This window comes from Marinicellulosiphila megalodicopiae, from assembly GCF_045862395.1.
GTDB lineage: Bacteria > Pseudomonadota > Gammaproteobacteria > Pseudomonadales > Natronospirillaceae > Marinicellulosiphila > Marinicellulosiphila megalodicopiae.
The window spans coordinates 3,021,057-3,034,059 of sequence record NZ_AP023087.1 but is presented as its reverse complement, the minus strand read 5'-3'; the positions used below and the strand labels follow the sequence as shown (position 1 = coordinate 3,034,059).

14 protein-coding genes are annotated in these 13,003 nt (G+C 35.9%); 8 read left to right on the top strand and 6 right to left on the bottom strand.

All coding sequences use genetic code 11. The features are described 5' to 3' along the window. Positions 1–475 precede the first annotated feature (475 nt). Positions 476–1,018, bottom strand: coding sequence for a hypothetical protein (locus TYM08_RS13080; protein ID WP_422379592.1), 543 nt, complete (start codon positions 1,016–1,018; stop codon positions 476–478). A 395-nt stretch (positions 1,019–1,413) separates the two neighbouring features. On the opposite strand from TYM08_RS13080, the gene TYM08_RS13075 reads away from it, so the two are divergent. The 8 genes from TYM08_RS13075 (at position 1,414) to TYM08_RS13040 (ending at position 7,627) form a co-directional block, all read left to right on the top strand. Then, a complete protein-coding gene (locus TYM08_RS13075) occupies positions 1,414–1,563 on the top strand; it encodes a hypothetical protein (protein WP_422379591.1) in 150 nt (49 codons plus the stop codon). A 57-nt stretch (positions 1,564–1,620) separates the two neighbouring features. Next, a complete protein-coding gene (locus TYM08_RS13070) occupies positions 1,621–1,893 on the top strand; it encodes a hypothetical protein (RefSeq protein ID WP_422379590.1) in 273 nt (90 codons plus the stop codon). Positions 1,894–2,179: 286 nt separating this feature from the next. After that, positions 2,180–2,338 carry a hypothetical protein gene (locus TYM08_RS13065; RefSeq protein ID WP_422379589.1) on the top strand — a complete coding sequence of 53 codons (159 nt, stop codon included), beginning with the start codon at positions 2,180–2,182 and terminating at the stop codon, positions 2,336–2,338. A gap of 309 nt (positions 2,339–2,647) precedes the next feature. After that, positions 2,648–3,151: a hypothetical protein gene (locus TYM08_RS13060; RefSeq protein ID WP_422379588.1), complete on the top strand. Its 504-nt coding sequence runs from the start codon at positions 2,648–2,650 to the stop codon at positions 3,149–3,151. 33 nt (positions 3,152–3,184) lie between these two features. After that, on the top strand, positions 3,185–4,858 hold the full coding sequence (locus TYM08_RS13055; protein WP_422382836.1) for an SDR family oxidoreductase: 1,674 nt from the start codon (positions 3,185–3,187) through the stop codon (positions 4,856–4,858). 470 nt (positions 4,859–5,328) lie between these two features. Then, positions 5,329–5,589, top strand: coding sequence for a trp operon repressor (gene trpR, locus TYM08_RS13050; RefSeq protein WP_422379587.1), 261 nt, complete (start codon positions 5,329–5,331; stop codon positions 5,587–5,589). 2 nt (positions 5,590–5,591) lie between these two features. Further along, a complete protein-coding gene (locus TYM08_RS13045) occupies positions 5,592–6,977 on the top strand; it encodes an anthranilate synthase component I family protein (protein WP_422379586.1) in 1,386 nt (461 codons plus the stop codon). Positions 6,978–6,979: 2 nt separating this feature from the next. Further along, positions 6,980–7,627 carry an anthranilate synthase component II gene (locus tag TYM08_RS13040; RefSeq protein ID WP_422379585.1) on the top strand — a complete coding sequence of 216 codons (648 nt, stop codon included), beginning with the start codon at positions 6,980–6,982 and terminating at the stop codon, positions 7,625–7,627. 117 nt (positions 7,628–7,744) lie between these two features. Here the strand turns inward: TYM08_RS13040 and TYM08_RS13035 are convergent, their stop codons facing one another. From TYM08_RS13035 to cysC, 5 genes are all read right to left on the bottom strand, one after another. Continuing rightward, positions 7,745–9,115, bottom strand: a complete 1,371-nt coding sequence (locus tag TYM08_RS13035) for a tetratricopeptide repeat protein (protein ID WP_422379584.1) — start codon at positions 9,113–9,115, stop codon at positions 7,745–7,747. A 72-nt stretch (positions 9,116–9,187) separates the two neighbouring features. Beyond that, positions 9,188–9,925: a polysaccharide deacetylase family protein gene (locus TYM08_RS13030; RefSeq protein WP_422379583.1), complete on the bottom strand. Its 738-nt coding sequence runs from the start codon at positions 9,923–9,925 to the stop codon at positions 9,188–9,190. 2 nt (positions 9,926–9,927) lie between these two features. Then, positions 9,928–11,052, bottom strand: coding sequence for a glycosyltransferase (locus tag TYM08_RS13025; RefSeq protein ID WP_422379582.1), 1,125 nt, complete (start codon positions 11,050–11,052; stop codon positions 9,928–9,930). Between the two features lies 1 nt (position 11,053). Then, positions 11,054–12,205, bottom strand: a complete 1,152-nt coding sequence (locus tag TYM08_RS13020) for a sulfotransferase (protein ID WP_422379581.1) — start codon at positions 12,203–12,205, stop codon at positions 11,054–11,056. A gap of 9 nt (positions 12,206–12,214) precedes the next feature. After that, entirely contained in the window at positions 12,215–12,880 is a 666-nt protein-coding gene (gene cysC, locus TYM08_RS13015; RefSeq protein WP_422379580.1) for an adenylyl-sulfate kinase, read from the bottom strand. Positions 12,881–13,003 lie beyond the last annotated feature (123 nt).

Genomic DNA, 13,003 nt, shown 5'->3' with positions numbered 1-13,003 from the left:
GGTACTATTAGCCCCTCTGACTTCCAATAAAGCCCGTCATCATTTCGCTCTTCGCTTATAAATGACCGTTGATTCTGCAAAAATCACCTTATTGGATCTCCCGTCCTGCACAATGTATCTTCCACCACATACCACTCTTATAACCCCGAAGGACTCTTTCGTTCATGCTCATTAAACATGTTTGTGACTGTCTAAAAAAGACAGATTAGAAATCATATTTTTGATTGAAAGATGACAGCTTTCCCCTTCAAATCAGAGAGTCAGCGTCCTTATTTAGTTAACGAGGCTAAACAGATTCACTTGCGTTGCGGTCTGCGGTTTCGCCTTTGAAAAACTTACAGCATCCAATTACTTGAACACTGCTTTTCAGTGCTACCTAGGTGAATGAGTAATTCCTAGGACAGGACTTTAACCTGCTAGATATATTGCCGGTAACGGCGTACGATTTGACCCCGTGCTTTTCTGTTCTTCTAAATTATTCAGAATAAACTAGTTTTAAGCCTAAATCCGTTTCATTACCAAGGTTAAAGTAATAGTTGTAAGGATGAATGTAAGCATGAAGCGCGAATTTTTTAATAGAAAACAATTTGAAATCAAATTGTGTTTTAAGTCCAAAAACTAATTTTTTATATTTAGTTGATTCACTTAATGTGTATTCACCATATTGTTCAATGGTGTGGTATTCGCTAAATGATGTTAAAAATAAAGAGCCCCCATAATAAATGGATAAACGATCATTTATTTGGGATTTTCTAAGTAAATTAAAACGAGAAGCAATAAATTTGTTAAAGGTTATGCCTTTTTGCTCTTCGTAAATGACAGTTTTTTTAGTGTGATTTGGAGAGATAAGAACTAAATTGCCTTCGAGTTCTGCTAAAAAGTTATGGCTTTTCCATTTAACATCCTTTGCGAAGGATGCTGTATACATTAGAGCAAGAGTTTTTTCAGACGAGTGATTGTGTATTGAAAATGCATTTACGCCATATCTAATTTGATTTGCTTGAACATTGGTAATCATAATTGAACTTATTGATATTAAAATTCCGATAAGTAGTGTTTTGATTTTAATCATTCCTGTAAAAACTAAATTTAATTTGACTGAATGCGTTAATTGTATAATGTTCTATCTATATTATCTATTCTAGGCCAGATTAAATTAACGCATGGTTTTTGGATCCGACCCTAATATCTACAGTATTTACTGAAGAGAGGGGCGCTCATTAATCGCGGATGATTGTATGGGCGGACCTCATTAGTCCTTTTTGTTTGTGGATGTTCAGTAGGGTTGCCTTAAAACTGCCAGTCAAAATATGAGTGTTTGCTTGTCTTAAAAGCTAGCCGTCTTCGTCATCTTCAACTGTTTTATCGTTGGAGATCCAGTGGTTTTGATTTGTGCTTGATTGTTAAAAATGGATGTCCCTTTTGGTTTATCAATGGGGCAATCAACAATGGAGGTCTATGCACGGCATGTTTAATGTAGCAATAATATATCAAGTGGTTTACATTCAATATTTAACCAATGATTTTGGTTGGATCATAAATGATGGTGGCGTTGCACCTTAATATAAAATAAAAGAGCGGTTTAAGTACTCTAAAGATAATGAAAGGGCAAAAAACTAAATGGAAGAAAATATTAAAAATAACTCAATCGATTATCGATCAATTCGCTACAAAGGGTTAAACAAAATAGTGACCACCGGTTGGATGGTCACAGTATGTATTATGATGATTCCACTTTGGATTTACTTGGTTATTCATAGTTCGGGAACGGATCGTTTTATAATTGCTGCATTCTTCCCTTTCGGTATGGTTATTTTTTCCTTTGTGAGTGCTCAATTTGTAGTGCTGTCGATTTTTGTTGGTCTGAGATTGCATAAATTAGTATTTAGATGACATTAAATAAATTGGTTTTTCACACTGATAAACCTTTTGGGTAGATTTCATATCCTCACTTTTTATCTGTAGTTGTTCCCTAGGACTGTCTTCAGGCTGTCAGACATAAATGTGGGTGATGGTTTACCTTCACGGCTATTGGGGTGTTTTCAGTGCGGGTTTTGGATCCGCCCCCAGAATTACAAAAGTGGATGTCCCTTTTGGCTTCGTAATGTCCGAAGTCAAGATTTGACCCCATTCATTTTTTTCCGTGAGGTCTGAAGTCAAGATTTGACCCCGTGCTTTTTTGGAAAAAGCCGATGACTTTCCTGATGATGCGCCTATTTTAATAATTACAGATGGTGGCTGTGACGTACTTCGTGTGCATCATCCTCATGGGTATTTGATACCTGCTTATGGTTCTCTGCCATTTAAAGCGAAGGGTGAAGTGTTTAGGGTTGAGTGATTATTTTTGATAATTCTTTATGTTATAAAATGACTGGTGGTGGACGCGACCCCGATGTTCATGTAATTTCGTTTTATGGCTGTCTAGTCAAGATGCTAGACTTGACCCCCTGCAGTTCCCGTGCTTTTTTTTCGTGAGGTCTGAAGTCAAGATTTGACCCCGTGCTTTTTATTGACCCCGTGCTTTTTATTGGGCTTTGTCTTGTGTAGATGTTTAATTTTATTAAGTAGTCCTAGGGAGGTCTAACGTTATGGTATGATTGTAACTAGAATTTCTATTCAAATTACATTGTCAAATATAAGGTTTACAATGAACCCTGAGCCGTTAATTTATGCATTATTTTTTTTATGTTTTTGTGTATTCTATTTTGTTACATCCCAATTATGGGCATGTACATATGGTAGAAAAAAATTAGGATTATTAAAAGCACAGCTGGGTGCTCTAGTTATTGGACCATTAAGTATTGTTTTCTGTATTTCCCTTTGGGTTATGTCTTTGCCTAAAGTCGAATACATATTTATTGTTGAAGATCGCAGTGAATTGTTAGGAACTTGGACATACAAAGATCTTGAATTAAAATTAAAGTCAGAAAATAAATTTGAACTTAGCTATAAAGGTAATATTTATCAAGGAAAATGGACATTAATAGATTGGAGTTTAGATTTGGATTATATTGGTAATAAAGCGAATATGACATATTTGAGATTATATAAATACGAAGATACTTATAGATGGCTAATAGTTAAAAGGAGGCAAGACCCTGATACATGGAATTTAGAAAAATCATTTATTAAAACAAACAATGATGACTAAAATAATAATATTAACAATATGTAAAGGTGGTTGATGAAAATAATAATAATTGGTGGATACGGGGTATTTGGTGGTAGATTAGTCGAATTACTTTTTGATGTAGTCGATTTAGAGATTGTTGTGTCGGGACGAAATTTATCTAAAGCGGAAGTATTCTGTCAAGGTTTTAATGGTCAAAGCACAATTCGAGCATTGTATGTAGATCGAAATAATATTGATGAAACACTTCGGAGTGAGTGTCCTGATATTGTTATTGATGCATCTGGTCCTTTTCAAAGTTATGGCTCGAATCATTACTGCGTTATTAAATCGTGTATTAAACAAAAAGTGCATTACTTAGATTTTGCCGATGCAGCAGCTTTTGTTTTTGGTGTCTCGAAATTTGATGAAGAGGCTAAAGTGGCGGGTGTTTTTGTATTATCGGGTGTTAGTAGTTTTCCTGTCCTTACAGCTGCTGTTTTACGAAACATGGCAAAAACAATGGACATTGTAAAAGTGCAGGGCGGTATAGCGCCTTCAGTTTTTGCAGGTGTTGGTATGAATGTAATGCGAGCGGTGCTTAGTTATGCAGGTGAACCCGTTACACTTCAGCGAAATGGAGAGATAAGTCACGGTATAGGACTCGCTGAAAGTATGAGATATACCATTGCTGTTCCTGGAAAATTACCGCTTAATAATATTCGATTTTCACTTGTTGATGTCCCTGATTTACAAGTCATTCCACCAGAACATCCAACGTTAACTGATATATGGATGGGCGCAGGTCCAGTACCGGAAGTGCTTCACCGCATGCTGAATTTTTTATCAAAGACTCGTGCATTTCTTAAACTACCTTCTTTAGTTCCCTTTTCAAGATTATTTTATACTGTTTTAAATTCAGTCAAAATCGGTGAACACCGTGGTGGTATGTATGTGCATGCTCAAGGTACATCCGAAGGAGAAATCATCGAACAAAGTTGGCACCTATTGGCAGAAGGCGATGACGGACCATATATTCCATCAATGACCATAGAATCAATAATAAGAAAAATGTTACAAGGTCAGCAACCTAAATCTGGTGCGCGATCTGGAGCTAATGCACTCGAGCTTTCTGATTATGACAAATTATTTAAAAACAAAAATATTTATACAGGTTTTAGAAAAGAGGAAAATACATCGTTATTATTTAGGCAGGTCCTTGGTTCTGCATTTGATACTTTACCTGAAGAAATTCAAAAAATGCACAGCGAATTAAAAGCTAGTCATTGGAGCGGAAGCGCTAATGTAAAGCGTGGAAAAGGAGTGTTAGTTAAAGTGATTTGTAGGTTTTTTGGTTTTCCTAAAGCGGAAAATAATGTATCAGTAGAAGTATCTATTACTCCCGATAGCAACGGTGAGCGTTGGGTACGAAATTTTGGTTCAAATAAATTTTCATCATTTTTAAAGCGTGGTAAGCATAAAAATGAATTTTTGATTGTTGAGAGGTTTGGCGTTTTAGATTTTGGCGTTGCACTAGTGATTGAAGGGGGGGAATTATTTTACGTAATTAGGCGTTGGTCTTGTTTTGGTCTTCCTTTACCTAGTTTTTTGCTACCAAAGGGCCGCAGTTTTGAGTCTCAGAAAAATGGATTGTTTTGTTTTAATATTGAAATTTTCGTGCCTATGATTGGGTTGATTGTTTCATATAAAGGTAATCTTAAACGAACAAAAGTAGAAGTGAGTCAATAGCTTGATTCACAATGCTTTGAATGGGAGGCAAGGGCTCAGGTCGCTTGCCTCATAATAGTTTTTAAGCACAGGCGTGTGCTTTATCGGTCACTTTGAAAATAAAAATGGGGTCTGGTTTTACAATTTAAAATAAAAATGGGGTCTGGTTTTACAATTTATATGACAGTTATAAAAAAATATATTTGTAAAATAATTAGGCTAATCCCCAAAGATTAGCCTTATTTGGTTATATCAATAAGGAAATTAGTAAAATCTAAGTAAATAAAAAAGAACTGAATATCCAACAAAAAAGCAGTTGAATATGACGGAAAGTTTACGAAAATGATCCAGTATCCAGTATCCAGTATCCAGTATCCAGTATCCAGTATCCAGTATCCAGCATGAACGATGTATTCAAAACCAGCAGCTAAAAACAGCTCTTTCCTCCAAATTCCTTGCAATCCCCAAAAAAATCTATATTGTACTAGTACATGAATACACAACAAAAACATAATCTAACTGAATTTACCAAGTTATTGCTTGAAGCCAAAGACGCACAGGCCATGGAGTCTGTGCTGTCAGCGTTGCTGACGCCGTCTGAGCTTCGTGATATCCCCAATCGTTTGCAGATCATGCGTATGCTGAAACAAGGCGTGTCACAGCGTGAAATCTCCAAAAAATTGGGCGTGGGCATCGCAACGGTAACGCGTGGTTCAAAACAACTTCAGTCAGACACTAAGAGCGAACTTTAATTATGTCTAAGCTTGAAATGCTGCAATTGCCGCGTAAACCCCATTATATAAAAATTGCTGAAGATTGTGATTTTTTTGAGTTATTTAAAAAGATTGAAAAGAAATTTGAACGTTGTTTTCTTTTAGAGTCACTAGGCGAAGACAGCCATATGTCGCGCCATTCGTTAATTGGATTTGATCCTGAAAAGATTCTGACTGCCAATGGCAAAACACTAACCATTGAAGAGCGTGATGGTTCATCAAAGTCTTATGACAGCGACAATCCTTATTATTTGTTGCGTGAGTTTTTACCGCAAGACATCATATCTCGTAAATTTGCAGGTGGTTTAACCGGTTACATTGGTTATGACGCGATGAATTATTTTGAACCGTCTTTATCGTTACAACCTAGCGAAATGTTTGATGCGTTTAAATTTGGTTTGTATTTAGACGGTTTGATTTTAGATAAAATGACGGGCGAGTTGATTTATTTTTATTATGAAGATAATCGCTTAGAAGTCATCGAAACATTATTAAATGAGGACTATATCGGTAATGGTCCCCTTAGCATTAAAGCGTTAGGCGACAGCATGAGTCAGGCAGATCATGCCGCTGCAGTGGGTAAAGTAAAAGAAGATATCATTGAGGGTAAAATCTTTCAGTGCGAAGTGGGGTTTAAAACGCACTTTAAATTAGACGGCGACAAGATGAATGTGTACGAACAACTTCGTGAAGTGAATCCGTCGCCCCAAATGTATTACATCAAGTTTGAGCAACAACATATTATTGGTGCGAGTCCTGAGTTATTGTTTAGATTACGCCAAGGCGAAATGGAAACTTTTCCACTTGCAGGTACAACACTTCGTGGTAAAAACGAAGTCGAAGACACGCAGTTTGCACGTAAATTATTAAACGATCCAAAAGAAATTGCCGAACACAATATGATTGTGGATTTACATCGTAATGATATTGGTCGTGTGGCGCGTTTTGGCACCGTCAAAGTGCGTTCATTAATGGACATTAAACGCTTTAGTCACGTGCAGCACATTGCCTCTGAAATTGTGGGCATTATTTCTGATAAAGAAGATATGTTCTCAGCGTTAGCTTCTAACTTTCCTGCGGGCACGTTAACAGGCGCGCCAAAAATTGAAGCCATGAAAATCATCGACGCATTAGAAAGTGACGGTCGTGGTCCTTATGGTGGCGCGGTGGGGCATTTTGCTATGAATGGCGATTGTACCTTTGCGATTCCGATTCGCACGGTTTTTTGTAATGGCGATGACGCGTATGTGCAAACCTGTGGCGGTAACGTATTTGACTCAAATCCAGAAGATGAGTATCTAGAAATTCAGCGTAAGTTTGCCGGTACTAAAAAAGTATTGGATCAATTTATCGCGAAGGAATCTTAAGCATGAAAGTATTAATTATTGATAACTACGATTCATTTACGTTTAATTTGTATCAATTTATTGGTGAGATTTTAAAAGCGCAGGTGAACAAAAATCATATTGAACAATTTGATGTGATCGTAAAACGCAACGACGAATTAAATCTAGAGCAAATCAAAACCTTAGAAGTTGATCGCATTATTATTTCGCCTGGCCCTGGTAATCCTGAAGACGAAGCGTATTTTGGTGTGTGTGCCAGTGTGATTAAAGAGTTAGGTCAAAGCATTCCTACGTTAGGTGTATGTTTAGGTATGCAGGGTATTGTGAGTGTGTTTGGTGGCAAAGTGATTAAAGCGACATTACCAATGCATGGTAAAACTAGCCCGATTTTGCATAATAATGAAGGCGTGTTTTCAGACTTTCCACAAGAGTTAGAAATTATGCGATACCATTCGTTAGTGGCGCAAAATTCAAGTTTTCCTGATTGTCTTGAAGTCACCGCTTATGTGCAAAATGGCGATAAATCCTTTGATACAAGTGATATTTCTGAATTAGAAATTATGGGTGTAAGGCATAAAGAATATCCGATTCATGGTATTCAGTTTCATCCAGAGTCGTTTGCAAGTGAGGGTGGCATGGATATGATTGAGAATTTTTTATTGCAAAAGTAATTTGTTGATAAAAATGAAATACAAAAAAGCCGACCGTTTTTAATTGTCGGCTTTTTTTTTGTGTGCGTCGATGTAGGTAGCGATGGAGTTGTCGAAGAGAATTTGATTGCTTGAATTTTAAAACACGACACCTAATCCTATTTGATGCACTAATTTTTCTGAATAACGTACGCCGTAGTTTAATGCAAAGCCATCTTGTTTAAAAATAAACCCTGCTTCTGGTGTGATGAAAAAACGTTCTTGATCAGTATTTCGCGCCCATATTGTTTCTGGGTCATTAAATATATCGGTTGTGTCTACTTCATCGTACTGAGATTTAAATTCAAACCCTGCGCCCATATATGCCCAAAATGGATAGCGGATGCTGTAAGTCATTCCTGTGGTAATCGTAAAGTTTGTTGATTTTGAATTACCTGTAACGGTACCTGCTTGGTCACCATTGTAGTTTCCTTGGTCGTCGGTTGTTGCAAAAGGGGTGACATTCACAGATTCTGGTTTGAATTTTAAACTGAAATAAAATCCAGGATCATTAGGGTCTACTTTAAAAAAACTATAACCAGCAGCACTATTAGTGTCCATGGTAACCATCGATATTAAACCACCGACTTGGTGTTGATATTTTCTGCAAATAGCCACTTTAGCTGATACTCTTTTAGCTGTTGCTGGATCTGTATTTAAGTTTAAAAACTTAGTATAAAACTTTAATGCGGTTTGGTAATTTTTACGAGAAAAAGCAAAATCCCCACTGTCTAAATACTCAGCTAATAAACGTTTTTTTATTTCTTTGGTATATGGTCCCTGTGGATGTCTATTTAAATAATCTTCATAACCTGAGATGCTGTTGTATTGAGTCAACTGTTGGTATTCAAATTCTTGATCTAATTTGGCCAATTTATTTTCAATGGTTTCGCGATACTGACTATTTGGGTATCTGAATAAAAATCGATTATATGCCGATGCTGTATTTTTATTTATGGCTCTTTCATATTGCGACAATTCTAAAGCAGCCAAGCGTGTTTTGGCTTGATTTCGGTATTTGCCATTTGGGTAAATATTTAAATATTCTTCATAGGCAGAATAATCGTTTATTGTTTTGGCATTGATCCAATTTTGTTCTTCATCGGTTTGATCAATTAATTGCAACACCTGTTCGTAATGTTTACCAAAAGGGTATTGATCCAAATAATCATTGGCTTTGCGAATTGAGTAGTTGTTTTTTAGTTGGTTATAAAGTGGGGTTTCGTCTTTTAAGTATCCCAAAACCAAGCTTTCAAGCTTGTTGATTTGATAAGCGGCCATGTCGTTTTTTTTGGAAGTTGAATTTTGAAAGAAATCGATAAGACTTTTGGCTTCGAGCCAATTTCGTTCATCCACTTGAAATTGTATTTCATCCAACATCTGTGCATTGTTGTAACGATTGGCGAATACACTTGATGTGAAGGTGAGTAGGGCAATTAAAAAGAAGGATCGAACGCTTAGAGTTTTCATGTCATCAGTCTAAAGTAAAGGTTTGAGTCATGACTATAGCTGGCTTTAGCTGAACGTAATCTTAATTTCTCTTTAAATTTGTCTAAAAGTTCGCTTTTTTGAGTCGATTTCATACAATTCTAAATAATGTGATTTTTGGCCGATGTGTTTTCGAATATCCTCAGCTAAACGATAGGTGAAGTCATAGGGGTGAATGGAAATTCTTAGTGGCATGTTGCGACTTAATCGCTTTAAATTAAGTGCGTTCCAAAGCTTTAAAATAGGCACTCGCCAAAATTGATCCGCTTCATAGCCTGTTAATGGCAAATGATGAAATGTTTGTGTGTGGGTGTCGTATATACCTGTTGATAATTCATAAAATCGAAACGGAAGTTGGGATAATTGATGTAATTTAATATTACCCATAGCCCAGGCGGGAGGCACATACAAATCCGGTGCTTGTAAATTATTGTCTACAAACCAATTGTAATTGTCTTCAATTAAATCTTGAATTTCACTGGTGCTTAAACTTAAATGCTCGGCTACATTTCTAGAAATAAAAAACGAATGCAGGTGATGATACAGACTGGCTTTTTTATGAAAGTGATGTACCCACCCATGACCAGCTAATTGATACCCCTGTTGTTGCCAGTTTTTAAGTTGAGTAATCTGTTCGGGTTTCCAGTTAAGGCCAGGTACCACTAATAAATAAATTTTATTAGTTGGCACATCTAATAATGTTAATTCAGCTAAGCATTGTTTGATGCGCTTAAATGTATGAGGCATGACGTCATGGATTGATAAAATGGATTGAAGCATATTAGGGTTCATGTTTATTGTGCATGTCTTATTTGTGTTAATACAGTTAACCAGCGATCTAAACTGACTTGATTTAAATCGATTGAAGCGTCTCTGCTAGTGTGGCATTTTTGTTCAATTGATTGGGTCGACTGTTGTTTTATTTCGCTTAAAGTGTCACTTAAATTGTGATCTTTACGAATGATATATAACCCTTTAACTAATTCAGGCCACTGACAAATTCCACAATTTTTAGACACAATGGTAATTTTACCGCGAGCCATTGCCTCTAATGCTATGGTGCCAAATGATTCAACATGTGAAGGCAGAACAACACAATCGTGGTTGTCTATTTTTTGCATTAATTCACTTCGGTCTACCCAACCTAAATAATTTAAATTGGGTAACGCTTTGGCTGCGGCTTCAATTTTATCTCGTTGTGGGCCATCGCCATAAATATTAAATTCTAAATCATTGTGAGTGTGAGCTGATTCAATAATGGAATCTAGATTTTTTTCTTCAGCTAAACGCCCAGCAAACATAATTCGCTTTATTTTTTTAGGAGGGGTATTTATTGCTTCATTTAAAAAATCGAAAGCCACTGGGGTGCCGACTAAATATTCTTTTTTTGAACCTAATGATTTGACAATGTCGATCATGTCATCTGAATTTGCAAATACCGCATCGGACCATTTGAATAAAAAATGATTCGATAATTTAAAATATAAGCGATTAATAAACCCTTGGATGCGACCCCAATATAAATCGGCTAATTTTTCAAACCAAGTATGAAACCCAGCTAACACAGGAATTTGCATTTTGTTGCCAAAATACGCGCCTGTTAACCCAATTAAGCCTGGTGTCGCGGCTATGATGACATCGGGTTGAAAATCATGTATTTGTTTTTTTACCCGTCTAAAATTTGGAATCACGAATTTTTGAGTATGATCACCAGGTAATGGTAACGCCATGCCTTCCCATTTACCTTGTTGATCAATTGTCGGTGCTATGATTGTGATTTGGTCTACATGATTTTCTATGTATTGGATAAAGTCTTGATAATAAGTACCGACTCCATTTCGACCCAAAGCGGCGTCGCAAAAAATCATGATTCGTAACGTGCTGATATCATCTTTGACTTCAAAATTTGAGGTTTCCATTTTATTGTCCCGGATTGATTAAGCGTGCATGAGGTGACATTGGCCAAATCGCATCAAATACAGTTTTTGAATGAATGATGGATGCTTGTTTAATATATGTGTGTTTGGATGTGTATTGTTTATTTTCTTTGGAAAGTTGCTCGTAAAATTTTTGCATTTTTTTACTGATTGAGTATCCACCAATTTCATAAATAGCATGAATACATTCATTTAAATGCAATGTCAGTTCATTCATTTCAACTACGTGAAGTGGTTGGATGTGTTTCGGTTTGGATAATTTTTCAATGTATTTGTAATAATAAAATAACATAGAGTGAATATTGTTAATAAATTTAAGGTCGTGAATATTGTGTTTAGTGATGTTGAAAATTGGAGCTAAAGAGCTGATTTGTGAGGGTACGGTTTTATCAGGATTACGAATACAGGCCACAATAATTGGTTGTTCAAAATATTTATGCAAACTTTTAACCCAAGAGGTAAATGATGGGTTTTTTGCTAAATACGTTTTATCTTTTCCATAAAAATACACATGCTTTTGCACCATTTTTTTATAAAAGTTCATGATGATTTTTCTTTCCCAATTAGGTACGGACTTATCAAATTTGGCAAGTTTCCAAACAGGAGGGTAGTTAGGAAATATAGTCATTTGAATAAAACATGAAAATATACTGGTTAACATAAAAAAATCTTCTTCGGGTTCATTTAATCCAAGTGTATGTATGTCCTGCATACTATTGAAAAATTTCGGTGTGAATTTTTGGCTATAATTTGCAATGGGCGAACAGATCCAGCGAAAGAATTGAGCAAGATATCTTTGTGTAATAGATGGAGTGAATACACAATCTGCTAAGGTCGTGCTAGTAAATTGAGTGTCGTTTGCTAACGTGCGTTGTAAAAAAGTAGTGCCGCTTCTTGGAATGCCAATAATAAATATTGGACGAATGCATTTTGTTTTTCTGTAATTAAAAAATAGCACTTCATCCAAAATAAAAAATAGCCAATGAATGTGAATTAAACTGACTATGATGGGTAACATTATTAATAAAATAATATTGCGTAATATTGCAACGGGGCGTTTTTCAAATATATGAAACAGTTGCCACACAAATAAAAACAACGCATTTTTAATAAATAAACAATAAGCTAAAAACATAATACACTTTTAATTAGTTGAACGAGAAAATTGAGTTCTGACGTTATTTGACGTTTGAGAGCTGACTAAATGCATGGGTTTTAAAAATTGATGTTTAATTAAATAATCGATAACGACTTGAGCACATTGTTTGGCATTGAGTGAGCCAGGGCATAAATGAATTTCAGGATTTAACGGCGCTTCATAATCAGAATCGATTCCAGTAAAATTTTTGATTTCACCTGATCGAGCTTTTTTATACAATCCTTTTGGGTCTCGTTGTTCGCAATCCTTTAATGGCGTGTCTACAAATACTTCAATAAAATGATGCTCTTTGTGTAATTGTCTAACTAATTCTCGCTCACTTCTAAAAGGAGAAATAAACGCCGATAACACAATCAGCCCTGATTGATTGAATAGTTTTGAAATTTCACCCACTCTGCGTACATTTTCAATTCTGTCTGTGTCACTAAATCCTAAGTCTTGGTTTAATCCGTGTCTAACATTATCTCCATCTAATAAAAAACTATGATGACCGCGCAAATACAATGCTTGTTCAACTAAATTAGCAATGGTGGATTTACCTGCGCCACTTAAACCTGTAAACCAAAGGGTGCAAGGTGTCTGCTTTTTTTGTTCGGCACGTTGGTGGTTGTTAATGGTTATGTCTTGCCATTTAATATTTGGATCAGTCATAGTCGTTTGCATGTATTAATGATTAGGCTATTTATGATGGAAAATAAATATGACAAAGTGATGACAGATTAATGACAAACTTAACATAAAACACAATTGTAGGCTCAATCACATTTAAGCCTC

Excerpts from the sequence above, each read along its gene's own strand:
- TYM08_RS13075 (WP_422379591.1), top strand. The coding sequence starts at position 1,414 with ATGTCCCTTTTGGTTTATCAATGGGGCAATCAACAATGGAGGTCTATG.
- TYM08_RS13055 (WP_422382836.1), top strand. The coding sequence starts at position 3,185 with ATGAAAATAATAATAATTGGTGGATACGGGGTATTTGGTGGTAGATTA.
- TYM08_RS13035 (WP_422379584.1), bottom strand. The coding sequence starts at position 9,115 with ATGAAAACTCTAAGCGTTCGATCCTTCTTTTTAATTGCCCTACTCACC.
- TYM08_RS13060 (WP_422379588.1), top strand. The coding sequence starts at position 2,648 with ATGAACCCTGAGCCGTTAATTTATGCATTATTTTTTTTATGTTTTTGT.
- TYM08_RS13070 (WP_422379590.1), top strand. The coding sequence starts at position 1,621 with ATGGAAGAAAATATTAAAAATAACTCAATCGATTATCGATCAATTCGC.
- TYM08_RS13030 (WP_422379583.1), bottom strand. The coding sequence starts at position 9,925 with ATGAACCCTAATATGCTTCAATCCATTTTATCAATCCATGACGTCATG.
- TYM08_RS13080 (WP_422379592.1), bottom strand. The coding sequence starts at position 1,018 with ATGATTACCAATGTTCAAGCAAATCAAATTAGATATGGCGTAAATGCA.
- TYM08_RS13025 (WP_422379582.1), bottom strand. The coding sequence starts at position 11,052 with ATGGAAACCTCAAATTTTGAAGTCAAAGATGATATCAGCACGTTACGA.
- TYM08_RS13020 (WP_422379581.1), bottom strand. The coding sequence starts at position 12,205 with ATGTTTTTAGCTTATTGTTTATTTATTAAAAATGCGTTGTTTTTATTT.
- TYM08_RS13045 (WP_422379586.1), top strand. The coding sequence starts at position 5,592 with ATGTCTAAGCTTGAAATGCTGCAATTGCCGCGTAAACCCCATTATATA.
- TYM08_RS13040 (WP_422379585.1), top strand. The coding sequence starts at position 6,980 with ATGAAAGTATTAATTATTGATAACTACGATTCATTTACGTTTAATTTG.
- trpR (WP_422379587.1), top strand. The coding sequence starts at position 5,329 with ATGAATACACAACAAAAACATAATCTAACTGAATTTACCAAGTTATTG.
- cysC (WP_422379580.1), bottom strand. The coding sequence starts at position 12,880 with ATGACTGATCCAAATATTAAATGGCAAGACATAACCATTAACAACCAC.